14 protein-coding genes are annotated in these 15,773 nt (G+C 75.1%); 8 read left to right on the top strand and 6 right to left on the bottom strand.

The window, feature by feature from the left end; genetic code table 11:
* Positions 1–44 precede the first annotated feature (44 nt).
* The gene (locus ABT295_RS14330) at positions 45–806 is read left to right on the top strand and encodes a hypothetical protein (protein ID WP_352395077.1); all 762 of its coding nucleotides are present in this window, start codon (positions 45–47) and stop codon (positions 804–806) included.
* Here ABT295_RS14330 and ABT295_RS14325 read toward each other — a convergent pair.
* Positions 784–1,428 (bottom strand): GntR family transcriptional regulator, encoded by a 645-nt coding sequence (locus tag ABT295_RS14325; protein WP_352395076.1) that lies wholly within the window; start codon positions 1,426–1,428, stop codon positions 784–786. The two genes, ABT295_RS14330 and ABT295_RS14325, sit on opposite strands and share 23 nt — an antisense overlap.
* Before the next feature lie 79 nt (positions 1,429–1,507).
* Between ABT295_RS14325 and ABT295_RS14320 the strand changes: the two genes are divergently transcribed.
* Positions 1,508–2,851: an amidohydrolase family protein gene (locus ABT295_RS14320; RefSeq protein WP_352395075.1), complete on the top strand. Its 1,344-nt coding sequence runs from the start codon at positions 1,508–1,510 to the stop codon at positions 2,849–2,851.
* Between the two features lie 41 nt (positions 2,852–2,892).
* Here ABT295_RS14320 and ABT295_RS14315 read toward each other — a convergent pair whose 3' ends face one another.
* The 4 genes from ABT295_RS14315 to ABT295_RS14300 are packed head-to-tail and all read right to left on the bottom strand — an operon-like array spanning position 2,893 to position 5,106.
* A complete protein-coding gene (locus ABT295_RS14315) occupies positions 2,893–3,402 on the bottom strand; it encodes a CD225/dispanin family protein (protein ID WP_352395074.1) in 510 nt (169 codons plus the stop codon).
* Between the two features lie 27 nt (positions 3,403–3,429).
* Positions 3,430–3,753, bottom strand: coding sequence for a rhodanese-like domain-containing protein (locus ABT295_RS14310; protein WP_352395073.1), 324 nt, complete (start codon positions 3,751–3,753; stop codon positions 3,430–3,432).
* Between the two features lie 43 nt (positions 3,754–3,796).
* The gene (locus ABT295_RS14305) at positions 3,797–4,753 is read right to left on the bottom strand and encodes a DUF1648 domain-containing protein (RefSeq protein WP_352395072.1); all 957 of its coding nucleotides are present in this window, start codon (positions 4,751–4,753) and stop codon (positions 3,797–3,799) included.
* Positions 4,750–5,106, bottom strand: coding sequence for a GntR family transcriptional regulator (locus tag ABT295_RS14300; RefSeq protein WP_345509121.1), 357 nt, complete (start codon positions 5,104–5,106; stop codon positions 4,750–4,752). Before ABT295_RS14300 ends, ABT295_RS14305 begins: the two co-directional genes overlap by 4 nt.
* Positions 5,107–5,159: 53 nt before the next feature.
* Between ABT295_RS14300 and pdxY the strand changes: the two genes are divergently transcribed.
* The 6 genes from pdxY (at position 5,160) to ABT295_RS14270 (ending at position 10,176) form a co-directional block, all read left to right on the top strand.
* Positions 5,160–6,008: a pyridoxal kinase PdxY gene (pdxY, locus tag ABT295_RS14295; protein WP_352395071.1), complete on the top strand. Its 849-nt coding sequence runs from the start codon at positions 5,160–5,162 to the stop codon at positions 6,006–6,008.
* A 210-nt stretch (positions 6,009–6,218) separates the two neighbouring features.
* Positions 6,219–7,421, top strand: a complete 1,203-nt coding sequence (locus ABT295_RS14290; RefSeq protein WP_345509124.1) for an ATP-binding protein — start codon at positions 6,219–6,221, stop codon at positions 7,419–7,421.
* A 2-nt stretch (positions 7,422–7,423) separates the two neighbouring features.
* Positions 7,424–8,473: a YdcF family protein gene (locus ABT295_RS14285; protein WP_352395070.1), complete on the top strand. Its 1,050-nt coding sequence runs from the start codon at positions 7,424–7,426 to the stop codon at positions 8,471–8,473.
* A 62-nt stretch (positions 8,474–8,535) separates the two neighbouring features.
* Positions 8,536–9,135: a sulfite oxidase-like oxidoreductase gene (locus tag ABT295_RS14280; RefSeq protein ID WP_352395069.1), complete on the top strand. Its 600-nt coding sequence runs from the start codon at positions 8,536–8,538 to the stop codon at positions 9,133–9,135.
* Positions 9,105–9,890: a ferredoxin reductase gene (locus ABT295_RS14275; RefSeq protein WP_352395068.1), complete on the top strand. Its 786-nt coding sequence runs from the start codon at positions 9,105–9,107 to the stop codon at positions 9,888–9,890. The genes ABT295_RS14280 and ABT295_RS14275 overlap by 31 nt, the downstream gene beginning before the upstream one ends.
* A 13-nt stretch (positions 9,891–9,903) precedes the next feature.
* Positions 9,904–10,176 (top strand): DUF6510 family protein, encoded by a 273-nt coding sequence (locus ABT295_RS14270; RefSeq protein ID WP_352395067.1) that lies wholly within the window; start codon positions 9,904–9,906, stop codon positions 10,174–10,176.
* A gap of 22 nt (positions 10,177–10,198) precedes the next feature.
* Here ABT295_RS14270 and ABT295_RS14265 read toward each other — a convergent pair whose 3' ends face one another.
* Complete coding sequence (locus ABT295_RS14265) at positions 10,199–15,739, bottom strand: ATP-binding protein (RefSeq protein ID WP_352395066.1); 5,541 nt, start codon at positions 15,737–15,739, stop codon at positions 10,199–10,201.
* Positions 15,740–15,773 lie beyond the last annotated feature (34 nt).

Below are 15,773 nucleotides of genomic sequence, written 5' to 3'. Positions count from 1 at the left end.
CGCCCGGAATGCAACGGTCTGCCGGGCGTGGTTGTCTTCCCCTCATGAAGCCGAAGCTGCCGCAGGCCCTGCCCGTCGCCTCCCGCGCGGTGCGCACCGCCGTCGTGCTCGCCCTCGGGGCGGTGCTCGTGACGAGCGCGTGCGGCTCGTCGACGCCGTCGTCCGTGGCCACCCCGGCGGGCGGCGGCGCCGGGGCGGGCTCCGCCACGACCGATGCGGGCTCAGGCGCTGGGACGACGACGAACGGCATCCGGCTCGAGGCGCAGCTGGCGCCCGGCGGCCCGGGCGGTGTCGCGGTCGGGGCCGGCATCGCCGCCGCGCCCGGCTACGTCGTGCGGTACACCGTCACGAACACGACCTCCGAGCCCGTGCTCGCCCGCGACGTCGTGCCGCGCGACCTGGGCAGCGCGACCCTCGCGGCCGACGTCGAGCGCGAGCACGTGTGGGTCTACGAGCAGGACGGCGTGCTGCGCCTCAGCAAGCAGGGTTTCGCGCCCGCGCCCAACGTGCGCTTCGCGGCGGCGCCCGTCGTCGGCGGGCACACGATCGCCCCCGGGGCGAGCCTCACGGGGAGGGCGTATGCCGTGTCGCCCCCGCGGCTGCACGTGCCGGGGGAGTCTTTCGAGGCCCCGCGCACGCCCGTGGGCCGCTCCGTGTCGCAGTGGCAGTTCTGCGTGCAGGTCGACGGCGAGGTCGCGCAGGCCCGTCCCTCGGCCGTGGGCGGCGGCGTCGTGCAGGTCGCGGCGACCGCGCCCGCCGGGGACGACCTCGTCTGCACCCCGGCTACGCCGATCCCGCGCGCCTGACCGCGTCGCGGCTCGTCGCGAGGTGCGTGCGGAAGACCTCCGCGGCCCGCCCGGCGTCGCGCGACCGCAGGGCCGAGACGATCGAGCGGTGCTCGGCGATCATCGCCGCCGGATCGGTGTGCTGGTTGAGCAGCCAGGCCATCCGGCCCGAGACGGGCTCGATGATCGAGCTGAGCACGCTGCTGCGCGCGAGGTCGACGAGGGCCGAGTGGAAGTCGGCGTTCGCGGCGACGGCGAGGGCGGGCCGGCCCGCGTCCGCGTGGCCCTCGGCGCGGTCGACGAGGTCGTCGAGCGCGGCCAGGCCCGCGTCGTCGAGCACCGCCACGAGGCGCTGCGCGAGCACGGCCTCGAGCGACTCGCGCACCGCGAAGAGCATCTCGACGTCGTCGGGGTCGAGGCGGCGCACGACCATGCCCCGGGTGGCGCGCTCCTCGACGAAGCCCTCGCGCTCGAGCGAGCGCAGGGCCTCGCGCACCGGCACCCGCGAGACGCCGAGCTGCTCGGCGAGCTGACGCTCGACGACGCGGGTGCCGGGCGGCAGCTCGCCCGTGACGATGCGCGCGCGCAGGGCCTGCGTCACCGAGTCGCGCAGCGACGACGCATGTTCCTCACGAGTAGGCATTGACCGGCCCTCCTTCGCTGGTATACCAAATTGGTATACCAAAACTGGCTCGGTTGAGCCTAACCCCCGGAGGTCTCCCATGTGCCTGCACGACCACGACGCCACGCCGACCCTGCCCCCGGCCGCGCTCTCACGCCGCAACGTCATGGCCGGCGCCGCCGTGCTCGCGGGCGTCACGGCCGCCGGGATCGCGTCGGCCTCCTCCGCCGCGGCCGCCGAGGGTGCGCCTCCCGCGACGACCGGCGCCGACCACGACCACGGCAGCCGGCCGGGCACGGTGGGCTCGCTCGTCGTCGAGGGCGGGTCGATCGTCGACCCCCTGACGGGGCACGTCGTGCACGACGGTGTCGTCGTCGTGCGCAACGGCACGGTGCTCGCCGTCGGGTCGCGCGACGCCACGCGCCGGGCGGTCGCTGCCGTCGGGTCGCGGGCGCGCCGGATCGACGCCTCCGGGCGCTGGGTGGTGCCCGGGCTCGTCGACGTGCACGTGCACGCCAACGCGCTGGCCGACGCCCGGGCGCTGCTGACGGCCGGTGCCACGACGGTGCGCAGCGGCTCGTCGACCTTCTACCAGGACGTCGCGATGCGCTCGCTGCCCGAGCGGGCGCCCGGCCTCGCGCCGCGGATGCGTGCGGCCGGCGTCTTCGTCTCGCCGCAGCTCGGCGACTCGGCGCTCGCCGACCCCGAGATCGCCCCGCTCGCGGCCCTGCCGAACGGGGTCACCTCGACCGCCGACATCGCCCACGTGACACGTGTCAACGTGAGGCGGGGCGTCGACGTCGTCAAGACGCGCGCCAACCCGCGCGCCGGCCTCGCCGAGCAGGACCCGCGCGAGCTCGTCTACGACCGCGAGCAGCTGAGCGCCGTGGTACGGGCCGCGAAGGGTCGCCCCGTGCTCTGCCACGCCTACAGCGCCGAGGGCATCGAGGGGGCCGTCCGCGCCGGCGTGCGCAGCATCGAGCACGGCGTCTTCGTCAGCGACCGCACGATCGGCGAGATGGCGCGCCGCGGCACGCACTTCACCCCGACCCTCGCGGCCATCAGCGGCATGATCGGCTCGAGCGACCCCGTGCTCGCCGCCCGCGGTCGCGAGTACACGCCGATCCTCATGCGGGCCGTCCGCGAGGCGCACGAGCGCGGCGTCACGGTCGTCGCGGGCACCGACTCGTTCGGCACCGAGGTCGCCCCCATCGGCTCGGAGGTGCGCCTGCTCGTCGCGGCCGGGCTGACGCCCCTCGACGCCCTGCGCGCGGCCACGACGAGCGCGGCCCGGCTGCTCGGCTGGTCGCGGCAGGTCGGTCGGCTCCTGCCGGGCGGCGCTGGTGACCTGCTCGTCGTCGACGGCAACCCGATCGACGACGGCGGGGCGTGCGAGCGCGTGCGCGTCGTCGTCGCCCAGGGCGTGGTCGTCCGCGCGGCCTGAGACGTCCGCCTCCTGGGCCGGCCCGCCACCCGCGGGCCGGCTCAGAGGGCGAAGATCGCGACGACCAGCAGGAGCGGCAGCACCGGCCACACGAGCGCGGCGCCCAGGCACCACGCGAGCACCGACCGCGACGCGGCCTCGGCCTCGCCGAAGCGACCCCGGCGCCAGAGCGGCCCCACCGACACCGACCTGACGATCGCCACGATGCCGAACGGCAGGAAGCAGAGCACGGTGCAGAGGATGGCCAGGCCGAGGCGGCTGGGCGGTGACACGGCATACGTCGGCTGTGCCTGGAGGGGTGGCGGGAGCGGTGGCGCGGGCGTCGGCGGGCCGGCGCGACGCCACGACCCGGGCGGCAGGGTCGGCACCGGCGGCGTCGGCGGTGGGAGCGGGAGCGGCGGGGTCGCGTCAGCGGCCGGCGCCGGCCCGGAGGCCTGCGGCAGCGTGCTCTCAGGACGGTCGAGGCGCGGCAGCCAGGCCGACCACGCGTCGCTCGTGGGGTCGGGCTGCTCCGGCTCGCGGGGGTGCTCCCCGCCGGTCCGGTCGGTCATGTCCGCTCTCGCACCTTCCTCCGACGCTCAGATGATGCTCGGGTTCCCGTCGGCCGTCAGGGCCTTGCCGGCGCGCTCCCAGGCGACCATGCCGCCCTCGACGTTCGCCACGTCGTAGCCCTGCTGCACGAGCCACTGGACCGCGCGGGCCGACCGGCCGCCCATGCGGCACACGACGCCGACGGTGGCGTCGGACTCGGGCAGCTCGTCGATGCGTGAGGGGAGCTCGCCGAGCGGGATGTGGATCGCGTTCGGGGCGTGCCCCGCCGCCCACTCGTCGGGCTCGCGGACGTCGACGATGACGGCGTCGTCGGGCAGCTCGGTCACGAACGTCGTGGGGATGGTGCTCATGGCGTCCATCGTGACACGAACGCCGCCGCGAGACACCGCTCGGTCAGCGCAGGCGCGCGGCCAGGGTGTTGAGCACGGCGGCGGCCTCGTCGGCACCGTCGACGGTGACGACGACGGGCGGCTCGCCGATCCGCTCGACGACGAGCGCCTCGCCGGCGCGGGTGACGAAGCCCCGGCGACCGTCGCGGCCGATGCGCCAGCCCCAGCCGCCGAAGTCGCCGAGCGGCGAGACCGTGCCGACGTCGGCGCGGGCCACCCGCTCGAGCGGAACCCGGCCCCACGTGACGACGAGGCTCGTGACGCGCAGCCCGTCGGCGTCGACGACGACGCGCGCCGAGCAGGTGACGACGAGGAGCAGCACGACGAGGGCGCCGATCGCGAGCACCCAGGGCTGGCCGAGCTCGGCCACGACGAGGAGCGGCAGCACGGCGACCACGGCGACGATCCACACGGCGCGCCCCGGCAGGGCGGCGCGCCCGGTCCACGCGAGGCGGGTCGTGGGCGGCACATCGAGGCGGGCGGCGCCGGCCGGCACGGCCGGCCGCGCCCCGTCGACCGGTGGAGGGGCGAGCCGCCCCCAGCGCCAGAGGGCCACCCCGACGAGCGCCGCGACCACGAGCGTCGGCACGGCCCACGCGAGCGGGAAGGCCGACGGCTCCTGGCCGGGCCGCTGCGCCGTGAGGCCGCCGAAGGAGAGGCCGGCGAAGAAGACCGCCATGGCGCCCGCGAGGCCGGCGAGCGCCCCGCGCCCGCTCGGGTGCACGGCCGCGCCGAGGCCGACGAGGACCAGGGGCAGCAGCGCCGTCATCAGCGCGGCGGTGACGGTCGCGCCGGTCACGGTGGCGTAGCGGTCGGGGCCGTCGAGCCCCCAGTGGACCGCGACCTGCTCGGGCAGCCGGGTGCGCACCGACGCGGTCAGCGCGACCCCGGCGACGGCGAGCACCGGTCCGACGAGGGCGCTCGCGGCGAGGGCTCGGGTGGGGCGGGCGTCGGTGGTCATCGCTGGAGCTCGCTCTCGATGAGTCGGGTGAGGTCGGCGGGGGTGGCGCCGACGCGGCGGGCCTCGGCGACGATCTCGGCCGCGAGCGTGCGCAGCCGCGCGTCGCCGCCGGGGTCGGTGGCGCTGACGACGGCCCCCCGCCCGCGGCGCAGGTCGATCAGGCCCTCGTCGCGCAGGGACTGGTAGGCCCGCAGCACCGTGTGCAGGTTGACGTCGAGCACGCTCGCCACCTCCTTGGCGGCGGGCAGCCGGTCGCCGCGCGCGAGTCGTCCCGCAGCGAGCTCCCGGCGCACGCACGCCGCGATCTGCGCGTGGAGCGGGGTGCTCGAGGTGGGGTCGACCTGCCACAACATAGTTCTAGTATGCCTATAACTAACTATGATTTTCAAGCGGCTAGGGTGGGCCCGTGCAGATCCTGTCGATCCAGTCCCACGTCGCCTACGGCCACGCCGGCAACTCGGCCGCGGTCTTCCCCCTCCAGCGGCTCGGCCACGAGGTCTATCCCGTGCTCACGGTGACCTTCAGCAACCACACGGGCTACGGCTCGACGCGCGGGCCGCTCATCGCCCCCGCCGACGTCGCGGCCGTCATCGACGGCGTCGAGGAGCGGGGCGCCTTCCCGACGATCGACGCCGTGCTCTCCGGCTACCAGGGCGCCGAGGCGGTCGGTGAGGTCGTGCTCGACGCCGTGGCCCGGGTCAAGGCCGCCAACCCCGCCGCCGTCTACTGCTGCGACCCCGTCATGGGCGACGTCGGCCGCGGGTTCTTCGTGCGCGAGGGCATCCCGGAGTACCTGCGCGACCACGTCGTGCCCCGGGCCGACATCGTGACGCCCAACCAGTTCGAGCTCGAGTTCCTCGTCGGGCGCGAGGTGCGCACCCAGGCCGACCTCGTCGCGGCCGCCCGCGAGCTCGTGGCCGCCGGCCCCTCCGTCGTGCTCGTGACGAGCGCCCTGACGGCCGACACCCCCGAGGGTTCGATCCAGATGGCGTGCATCACCGCCGACGACGCGTGGGTCGTCACGACGCCGCTGCTGCCGATGACGGTCCGGGGCGGCGGTGACGTGACCGCCGCCCTCTTCCTCGCGCACCACCTGACCGACGGCCCTCAGGTCGCGCTGCGCCGCACCGCGGCGACGATGCATGCCGTCCTCGAGCGCACGCACGCCAGCGGGGCCGACGAGATGCGCCTCGTGGCCGAGCAGGACGCGATCGCCCATCCCGACGAGATCTTCGAGATCGTCGCGATCGGTTGACGGGGACCGGCTCGCCCGCGTTATAGTTCCCTCGCGCCGTTCCGCATGACCACCCCTGACCGTGCGGAACGGCGCTTTTTCATGCCCGGATGCTGCGGGATCCGAAGGTGTGGCCGGGCGTGGGTGGCGAGTCGGTCGGTCCGGTGCGACACGCTGGCGCTCTGTACCGATGTCTCGGGATTTCCGTAGAGGCACGTATAGCCTCCGAGCGTGGACCCCGTCACGAACCCGTACGCCCCCGGCGCCGGCCAGCGTCCGCCCGAGCTCGCCGGCCGCGACGAGCAGCTGCGCTCGTTCGACGTGGTGCTCGAGCGCATCGCCCGAGGCCGCTCGGAGCGCTCGATCGTGCTGACCGGCCTGCGCGGCGTCGGCAAGACGGTGCTGCTCAACGCGCTGCGCAGCTCGGCCGTGCGCGCCGACTGGGGCACCGGCAAGTTCGAGGCCCGGCCCGACCAGCGGCTGCGCCGGCCCCTCGCCGCGGCCGCCCACCAGGCCGTGCGCGAGCTCGGCCACCCCCAGCCCGACGAGGTCGACCACGTGCTCGGCATCGTCAAGGCCTTCGCGCTGCGCGAGGCGCAGACCGGGGCGAAGCTGCGCGAGCGCTGGCAGCCCGGCATCGACGCGCCCGCGGTGACCGGCCGGGCCGACTCCGGCGACGTCGAGATCGACCTCGTCGAGCTCTTCACCGACATCGGCGGCCTCGCCGCCGACGTCGGCAAGGGCGTCGCCTTCTTCATCGACGAGATGCAGGACCTCGACCCCGAGGACGTGTCGGCGCTCTGCGCGGCCTGCCACGAGATCTCGCAGTCGGGCCTGCCCGTCATCGTCGTCGGCGCCGGCCTCCCGCACCTGCCGGCGGTGCTCTCGGCGTCGAAGTCCTACTCCGAGCGGCTCTTCCGCTACTCGCGGATCGACCGGCTGCCGCGCGACTCGGCCGACCGGGCGCTCGTCGGCCCGGCCGAGGAGGAGGGCTGCGCCTACACGCCCGAGGCGCTCGACGAGATGTATGCCGTCACGGCCGGCTACCCCTACTTCATCCAGGCCTACGGCAAGGTCGTCTGGGACGTCACCCCGAGCTCGCCCGTCACGCTCGAGGACATCCGCGTGGCCGTGCCGGAGGCCGAGTCCGAGCTCGCGGTGGGCTTCTTCGGGTCCCGCTTCGAGCGGGCCACGCCCGCCGAGCGGGAGTACCTCCGGGCCATGGCCGACGCCGCCGCCGAGGACGGCGAGGGCGGTGCCGAGCGCGAGGCCGTGCCGACCTCCGCCGTGGCCGACGTGCTCGGCCGCAAGCCGCAGTCGCTCTCGCCGGCCCGTGACGCGCTCATCAAGAAGGGGCTCATCTACTCGGGCGAGCGCGGCCTCATCGCCTTCACCGTGCCCCACTTCGGCCGCTACCTGCGCACCCAGGCCTGAGCGTGCGCGTCGCCCCCGCCGCGACCGCCGCCCTCGTCGTGGTCGGCGTCGGCCTGCTCGGCCTCGGCGCGGTGGCGCTGCGTGCCGAGCCGCGCCGGTGGCGGGTCGGTGTCCTGCTCGCGGCCGGGCTCTGGGCCCTGCTGGCGGCGGCCTCGTGGGCGGCGGCGCCGACGAGCCTGCTCGCCCCGGTGGTGCTCCCGGCGGTCGGGGCGCTGCTGCTCGGCCTGCTGCTCGCCGTGACGGGCCTGCGGGTGCTGCGCCCCGAGGGCCGCACCCGGCTCGACGTCGCCGCGCTCGTGCTCGGCGTCGCCATGGTGGGTGCGACGGTCGCCGGCGCGGCCCTGCTCGGGTCGGCGGGGGCCGCGGCGGGGACCCCACGCGTCGCCGCGGCCGAGGTGCTCACCCTCGTCGTCCTGCTGCTGCCCGGGCTGCCGGGACTCTCGTTCGTCTCGTACCTGCTCTACTGCCTCGCGCACCGGCGCCGCCGGCCGCGCCCGGCCCCGACCGCCGTCGTCGTGCTCGGCTCGGGCCTCGTCGGCGGCACGGTGCCGCAGCTGCTGGCCCACCGGCTCGACGCGGGCGCGGCCGTGTGGCGCGCCGAGCGTGAGCGCGCGCGCCCCGGGGAGGGGCCGCTCCTCGTCCCGAGCGGCGGGCAGGGCGACGACGAGCCGATGGCCGAGGGTGTGGCCATGACGGCATACCTCGTCGCGAAAGGCGTGCCGGCCGGGAGCGTGGCCACGGAGGACCGCGCCACGACGACGGAGGAGAACCTGCTGCTCTCGCGCGAGATCCTCCGCGCCCGCGGCCTCGCCGACGGTCACGTGCGGGTCGTGACGAGCGGCTACCACGTGGGGCGTGCGGCGCTTCTGACGCGGCGGCTCGGCATCGACGCCGACGTCTCGGGCGCCCCGACCGCGTGGACGTTCGTCCCGGGCGCCTTCCTGCGCGAGTTCCTCGGCGCGGTGACGCTCCACCCGCGGCTGCACCTGGGCGCGCTCGCCGCTTGGGCCGTGGCGACGGCCCTGCTCGCGTATGCCGTCCTCGCCCGCTGAGCGGACGTGACCTCGCGCGGAGGGCGGACAGCCAGGGGCGGGGCGCCGTACAGTTCGTCGACATGGACTTCGTGACGCGAGGCTTCCAGGGCCGCCCGCGCGGCCGCGACGACCGGCTGCCGCCGGGGCAGTACCTGACGGGTGACTTCCCGGTGCTCTCGGCCGGGCCGACGCCCGGGGTCGACCTCGACGCGTGGGAGCTCTGGGTCGCGACCGAGGACGGCACCCGCCATACGTGGTCGTGGGCCGAGCTGATGGCCCTCCCGGCCGACGACGTGACCGTCGACATCCACTGCGTGACGAGCTGGTCGAAGCTCGACACGTCGTGGCGGGGCGTGTCGCTCGACACGCTCCTCGGTGACGTCGAGACGGCCGCCGACTTCGCCCTCGTGCACAGCTACGGCGGCTACACGACCAACCTGCCGCTCGAGGACCTCCTCGACGGTCAGGCGTGGGTGGCCTTCCAGTTCGACGGCGACGACCTGCCGGCCGAGCACGGCGGGCCCGCGAGGCTGCTCGTGCCGCACCTCTACTTCTGGAAGTCGGCCAAGTGGGTGCGCGGCATCGAGCTGCTGCTCGAGGACTCGCCCGGCTTCTGGGAGCAGCTCGGCTACCACGACTACGGGGACCCATGGCGCGAGCAGCGGTACCAGGGGGACTGAGCGCCCGGCGCGCCTGGCGCGACGCGACGCTCGTGGAGCGGCGGCCCGAGACGGCCTCGGCCGTCACGCTCGTGCTCGACGTCGACGACTGGCCCGGCCACCTGCCGGGGCAGCACGTCGACGTGCGGCTCACGGCGCCGGACGGCTACACGGCGACGCGGAGCTACTCCGTGGCGGCACCGGCGCGTGGCGGCCACGTCGAGCTCACGGTCCAGCGCGTGCCCGACGGAGAGGTGTCGACCTTCCTCGCCGACGGGCTCGCCGTGGGCGACGCGGTGCGGCTGCGCGGACCGGTCGGCGGCTGGTTCGTCTGGCGGCCCGAGCAGCCAGAGCCGGTGCTGCTCGTGGCCGGCGGCTCCGGGGTCGTGCCGGTCATGTCGATGCTGCGCGCGCGGGCCGATGCAGCCGGTCAGGCGTCAGGGCAGGCGGCAGTGGGGCCGGCGTTCCGGCTCGTGTACTCGGTGCGGGCCCCCGAGGACGTCATCTACCGGGACGAGCTCGCCGGGCTCGCGGCGGCGGGCACGGTCGACCTGCGCCTCGTCCACACCCGGACGGCGCCGGAGGGCGAGCCGCGCCCGGCGGGCCGGGTCGGGGAGGCGGACCTGATCGCCGACGGCTGGTCCGCATCGTCGGCGCCGACCGTCTACGTCTGCGGGCCCACCGGCTTCGTCGAGGCGGTCGCCGGGCTGCTCGTCGGTCTCGGCCACGCCGCCGACCGCATCCGCACCGAACGATTCGGGCCGAGCGGCCCGTGAGGAGGCCAGCACCATGACCACGCCCGACTGGGACGGCAACCTGATGGCCGGCCCGCTCTCGGAGCTCTTCGCGCTCGACGTGACGACCGCGGTGCTCCGGTGCCGCGGCTGCGGCGGCTCCGCGCCGGTCGCCGCGCTGCGCGTCTACGGACCCGAGCCCGGCCTCGTCGGTCGCTGCCCCGGCTGCGACGACGTGCTCGTGCGCGTCGTGCGCACCCCGGACGCCGTGTGGCTCGACCTGGGCGGCGTCACCTCGCTGCGCGTGCCCGCGCCCGCCGGGCCCTGACAGGGCCGGGCGAGCACGGGGCTCAGCCGTCGGCCAGGCCGGCCTCGAGCGCGGCGATGATGCGCGGACGCATCTCGTGCGCGGCGATGACGGCGTCGACCGAGCCGACCGAGACCGCCCGGTGGATGCTGTGCACCGCGTCGAACTCGGAGGCGACCTGGCTCAGCTTCTCGGCGCGCACCGACGAGCGCAGCTCGGCGAGCTCGGTGACGAGCAGGGCGCGCTCCACGCCCGAGGCCGTCGTGACGCGCGACTCGAGCTCGGTGACGCGCGGGTCGGACGCCGTGCGGGCGTCGACGTCGCGGGAGAAGACGACGGCCGCCGCCGGGGCGCCACCGAGCACCGACGCGAACGAGCCCTCGACGGCGAGCACCGTCATGCGCGGGTTGAGCGTCTTGCTGAAGACGACGAACGCGCCGCCGTGGTAGCGCGAGACGACGGTGAAGACGATCGGGCCCTCGAAGTTGACGATGGCCCGGCCGATCTCGGCGCCGTACTCCAGCTGCAGGTTGCGCATCGACTCCGGCGACCCGTCGAAGCCCGACAGGTTCGCGAGCACGACGAGGGGACGGTTGCCGCTCGCGGCGTTGATGGCGCGCGCGACCTTCTTGCTCGACCGCGGGAAGAGCGTGCCCGCCGTGTAGGTGTCGGGGCCGTCGGTGGGCGGGAAGCCGCGCCGCTGCACCGAGCGCGACTCGATGCCGACGAGGCTGACCGGGATGCCGCCGAGGTGCGCGTCGTGGACGACGGCCGTCTCTGCGTCGGCCATGCCCGCCCACCGCTCGAGGGGCGTGTGGTCCTGGTCGCTGACGGCCCGCATCACGGTGCGGATGTCGAAGGGCTTCTTGCGGTCGGGGTTCGTCAGCGAGCTGAAGATGTCGCCGACCGTCGTGAAGCCCGAGTCGGGCAGGTCGTGCGGGAAGAGCGTCACGTCGCGGTGCGACGGGTCGCTCGTCGGCACGCGGCGCGGGCCGGGCTCGCCGGGTGCGACGTAGGCGTGGTCGTAGTGCGCCATGAGGATGCCGCGGGCACCCGCGAGGTCCTGGGCCCAGTACTGCGCCTGGCCGTTCGGACCCATGACGCGGTCGTAGCCGCCGATGCCGAAGTTGTCCTCGGCCGAGACGCCGCCCGAGAAGTCGAGCGACTGCTTGCCGGTCAGCACCATGGCGCTGTCGGGCGTCATGACGAGGATGCCCTTGGTGTGCATGAGCATCGTCGCCTCGGCGTTCCAGTAGGGCTGGGCGCCGACGTTGATGCCGGCGACGACGACGTTGATCTCGCCGCCCGCCTGGGTGAACTCGATGATCCGCTTGAGGGCGCGGGCCACCCAGTCCATGTTCTCGGTGCCGGAGTCCATCGAGATGCGGGCGCCGGCCGAGAGGGAGTACCACTCGAGCGGCACCTGCATCCGCTCGGCGAGGTCGATGGCCGCGATGACGCGCGCGCACTCGGCCTCGGCGACCGAGCCGAGCGAGCGCAGCGGGTCGCCCGACAGCACGACGCGCGTGACGCCCTGGGGGTGACGGTCGGTCGGCGAGCTGACGACGGCCACGATGATGCCGGCCTTGTTGAGGCCCTGCGGACGGTCGACCGGCACGAGGGCGCCCGTGTCGTCGAGGTCGTGCTCGACGACGGTGCCGCCGGGGCCGGCGATCATCGACTGCAGCTCGTAGGGGTAGACGAGCCCGCGACGACGGGCCCGCACCACCTTGGAGGCGTAGTCGTCGAGCGGCTTGAGCGGCTCGGTGGGCGGGGCGCCGAGCGAGCCCGTGACGCCCGAGCCGGGCTGGTAGAAGAAGCGGCCCGCGATCGGGGCGGGGGCCTCACCGGGGGCGCCGGCCACCTGCGCCTGCACGAGCACCTCCTCGATGCCGGCGCCGGCCGTCACGGGGGCGATCTTGCCCTGCAGGGCCGTCAGCTGGCCGAGGTCGGCCTCGATGGTCGGCCAGATCTGCACCCAGACGTGGTTCATGTCGAGCTTCGAGCCCCGGGCGCCGCGGCTCGTGCGGACCCGGCGGATCGCCTCGAGGCAGTTCGCGATGGCGCGCTCGACGTGCGGCAGGCCGGTCACCTGGCCGGACTCGTCGCGCACGACGACGACCTGGCGCACCTGGGCGAGCGCGACGAGGCGCCGGTCCTCGGGGTTGTCGCGGGCCACGCACTCGTAGAGCAGCACGTCCTCAGGCGCCTCGAGGCGGGTGACCTCGAACGCGCTGAGGCGCCACAGGTTGAGCCGGCGCCCGACCATCGGGTGCACGCCGCGCACGAGCCGGTCCTCGACGAGCCTGCCGTCGACGGGGCGGAAGGTGAAGTAGCCGACGGGGCGACCGCCCCCGGCGCTGACCGCGACCGCGACGCGGCGCACGTCCTGCGCGAAGGGCAGCTGCTGCAGCAGGGCCGCGAGCCGGTCGCTCGCCTCGTCGGGCGCCTCCGGCTCCTCGGGCCAGCGCAGGTAGAGGTCGACGACCGACTGGTGGCCGTCCGGGCGGGCCCACACGTCGTTCGAGACGGCCGCGTCGAGCGGGCTGCCGGGGGCGAGCTCCGCGACGGCGCCGATCGTCGACGTCAGGTGGGTCGGCCGGTCGGCGAGCGTGTAGTCGGCCGTGGCGAAGGGGCGCCCACCCTCGGTGAAGGTGTGCAGGCCGTGCAGCTCGTGCTCGCGGTAGTGCCGCTTGATGAGCACCTCGAGCATCGGCTCGTGCTCCGGCAGCCGCTCCGGCGCGGCCTCGTGGAGGCGCTCGGCGAGGAACCGGACGATCTGCTCGGGGATCGCCGCGAGCTCGTCGATGCGGGCGGCGTGGTCGGCGGCGTCCGGCTCGGCCGCGAGGGAGGCGAGCTTGTCGCGCACGCCGGCGAGCACGCTCTCGCGCTCCTCGTCGACGAGGGGCTGGTCGAACCAGCGGAAGCGCACGCTGCGGGCGAGGTCGCCGATGACGGGAAAGCGCAGCTGGGTCGCCACGACGAGGCGGTCGAGCGTGTCGCGGGCCGCGGCGTCGAGGGGCGCGGCCGGGATGGGCTCGGCGAGCCAGCGCTGCAGCAGCGACGTGGCGAGCTGCACCTCGGGCGCCGAGCGCTGCTGGCCGAGGAAGATGCGGAAGACCGCCTCCTCGAGGTCGGGGGTGCGCTCGAAGTCGGGAACGCCGTAGTGGGCGAGCACCCGGGCAAGCTTGTCGCGGAAGTCCGCGGACAGCCCGGCGCGGTCGACGTCGAGGCTCTGCAGGTAGGAGTGGAAGTGCTCGCGCGGGCTGTGCACGAGCAGCTCCGTGTGCCGCTCCTCGGCGGCCGGCCGGTTGCGGCTCAGCTCGGCGACGTCGGTGAGCAGGGCGAGCACGCCGATCTCCTCGGCGAGCGGGATGGTGCCCTCGGCCGCGAGCTCGTCACGGGCCGCGAGGTAGGTCTCGAGCATCCGCCGGTCGCCGGCGGGGTCGCCGTCGAATCCGAGCACGCTCGCCGACAGGTCGGCGATGCCGCGCTCGACGCGCTCGCGGGTGCTCGCGCTGCGCGCGTCGGAGTCGGGCAGGTCGAGGTCGACGCTGCCGGCCTCGGCCGTGTCGGACGCCTCCTCCTCGTCGCCCGTCGGCTCGAGCCGCACGAGCGGGGCGCCGGTCTCGACCTGGCTGCCGACGGCGACGAGCAGCTCGCGCACCCGCGCCGCGAACGGGGCGGGCAGCACCGTCTCCATCTTCATCGACTCGAGCACGAGCACCGGGGAGCCCGCCGCGACCTCGTCGCCGACGGCGGCCGGGGTCGCGACGACGAGCGCCGGCGCGGGGGAGCGCACGACGCCGCCCTCGTCGCGCGAGACGCGGTGCGTGACGCCGTCGACCTCGACGAGGTGGACGGGCCCGTGCGTGGCCGTGACGAGGCGGTGCGCGCGGCCCTCGACGACGATGCGACCGGCATACGCGTCGATGCGGTCGAGCGCGGCGTCGACGACGTGCGGGTCACCGCCGTTGGCGATGGAGACCCGGTAGCGGTGCGAGGCCGTGCGGAGCACGACGACCTTGTACGCCGTGCCGCGCAGCTTGAGGTCGATCGCGCGGCCCACGCTGTGCTGCACCTGCGGCCGGCCGCCGCGGGCGGACTCGAGCAGCCGGGCGCGCTCGATGGCCTCGGCGTCCTCGTAGGCCTCGATGCCGGCGGCGACGAGCGCGACGCCGGAGTGGCGGTGGGAGACGAGGCGGCCCTCGCCGCGCACGCGGTCGATCCAGCCGGTGTCGGCGGAGCCGTCGATGACCTCGGGCTGGTCGAGCAGGTCGAGGATGAAGCTCTTGTTCGTCGCGCCGCCGTCGATGACGACGGTCGTCTCGGCCATCGCGCGGCGCAGGCGGGCGAGCGCCTCGTCGCGGTCGCGGCCGTGGGCGATGATCTTCGCGATCATCGAGTCGAAGTCCGCGGGAATCGAGTCCCCTTCTCCCACACCGGTGTCCACGCGGATGCCGGGGCCGGCGGGGAAGATGAGCAGGCTGATCCGACCGGGGCTCGGGGCGAAGTCGCGGTCCGGGTCCTCGGCGTTGAGGCGGGCCTCGACCGCGTGACCGCGCGGCGTGGGGCGGCCGTGCGGCAGGTCGTCGAGGCGGCCGCCGTTCGCGACGTGGATCTGCAGCTTGACGAGGTCGGTGTCGGTGACGACCTCGGTGATCGGGTGCTCGACCTGCAGGCGGGTGTTGACCTCGAGGAAGGCGAAGAAGCGGTCGCCCGGGTGGTAGAGGAACTCGACGGTGCCGGCGCCGGCGTAGCCGACCGCGACGGCGAGGCGTTCGGCGCTCGTGCGCACCTCGTCCTCCTGCTCGCGGGTCAGCACGGGCGAGGCGGACTCCTCGATCACCTTCTGGTTGCGGCGCTGCACGGAGCAGTCGCGCACGCCCACGGCCCAGGCGGTGCCCTGGCCGTCGGCGATGACCTGGACCTCGATGTGGCGCGCGCCCGTCACGAGCTTCTCGAGGAAGACGACGCCCGAGCCGAAGGCCCGCTCGGCCTCGTCGCGGGTGCGCTCGTAGGCGTCGGCGAGGTCGGCGTCGGAGTCGACGCGCCGGATGCCGCGCCCGCCGCCGCCGGCGGTCGCCTTGAGCATGAGGGGGTAGCCGATGCGCGCGGCGGCGGCCGTCGCGTCCTCGAGGGTGTCGACGCCGCCGCGGCTCCACGGCGCCACGGGCACGCCGACCTCCTCGGCGATGAGCTTGCTGCCGATCTTGTCGCCGAGCTTCGTCATCGCCTCGGCGCTCGGGCCGATGAAGGTGACGCCGATGCGGTCGCACAGCTCGGCGAAGGCGGGGTGCTCGGCGACGAAGCCCCACCCGACCCACGCCGCGTCGGCGCCGCTCTCCAGCAGGGCCCGCTCGAGGACGGCGTAGTCGAGGTAGGGCCGGGCGGATGCCGGCCCGAGGTCGTAGGCGTGGTCGCTCTCGCGCACGAACATCGCCCGGCGCTCGCCCTCGGTGTGCAGCGCGATCGTCTCGATGCGGTGCCCGTCCGGACCCGCTGCCGCATTGAGGTCGCGCACGGCGTGGATCAGACGCATCGCGGCCTCCCCGCGGTTCACGATGGCGATGCGCGAGATCATCGGAGCTCCTTCAGACGGGGGTGGTGTCGCACCC

The sequence above is a fragment of the Terrabacter sp. NPDC000476 genome (assembly GCF_040300125.1).
In the GTDB taxonomy this organism is placed as follows: domain Bacteria; phylum Actinomycetota; class Actinomycetes; order Actinomycetales; family Dermatophilaceae; genus Terrabacter.
This window is presented reverse-complemented; position numbering and strand designations above follow the sequence as displayed.

Excerpts from the sequence above, each read along its gene's own strand:
- ABT295_RS14310 (WP_352395073.1), bottom strand. The coding sequence starts at position 3,753 with ATGAGCACCATCCCCACGACGTTCGTGACCGAGCTGCCCGACGACGCC.
- ABT295_RS14305 (WP_352395072.1), bottom strand. The coding sequence starts at position 4,753 with ATGACCACCGACGCCCGCCCCACCCGAGCCCTCGCCGCGAGCGCCCTC.
- ABT295_RS14315 (WP_352395074.1), bottom strand. The coding sequence starts at position 3,402 with ATGACCGACCGGACCGGCGGGGAGCACCCCCGCGAGCCGGAGCAGCCC.
- ABT295_RS14330 (WP_352395077.1), top strand. The coding sequence starts at position 45 with ATGAAGCCGAAGCTGCCGCAGGCCCTGCCCGTCGCCTCCCGCGCGGTG.
- ABT295_RS14300 (WP_345509121.1), bottom strand. The coding sequence starts at position 5,106 with ATGTTGTGGCAGGTCGACCCCACCTCGAGCACCCCGCTCCACGCGCAG.
- ABT295_RS14280 (WP_352395069.1), top strand. The coding sequence starts at position 8,536 with ATGGACTTCGTGACGCGAGGCTTCCAGGGCCGCCCGCGCGGCCGCGAC.
- ABT295_RS14325 (WP_352395076.1), bottom strand. The coding sequence starts at position 1,428 with ATGCCTACTCGTGAGGAACATGCGTCGTCGCTGCGCGACTCGGTGACG.
- ABT295_RS14265 (WP_352395066.1), bottom strand. The coding sequence starts at position 15,739 with ATGATCTCGCGCATCGCCATCGTGAACCGCGGGGAGGCCGCGATGCGT.
- ABT295_RS14275 (WP_352395068.1), top strand. The coding sequence starts at position 9,105 with ATGGCGCGAGCAGCGGTACCAGGGGGACTGAGCGCCCGGCGCGCCTGG.
- ABT295_RS14270 (WP_352395067.1), top strand. The coding sequence starts at position 9,904 with ATGACCACGCCCGACTGGGACGGCAACCTGATGGCCGGCCCGCTCTCG.
- ABT295_RS14320 (WP_352395075.1), top strand. The coding sequence starts at position 1,508 with ATGTGCCTGCACGACCACGACGCCACGCCGACCCTGCCCCCGGCCGCG.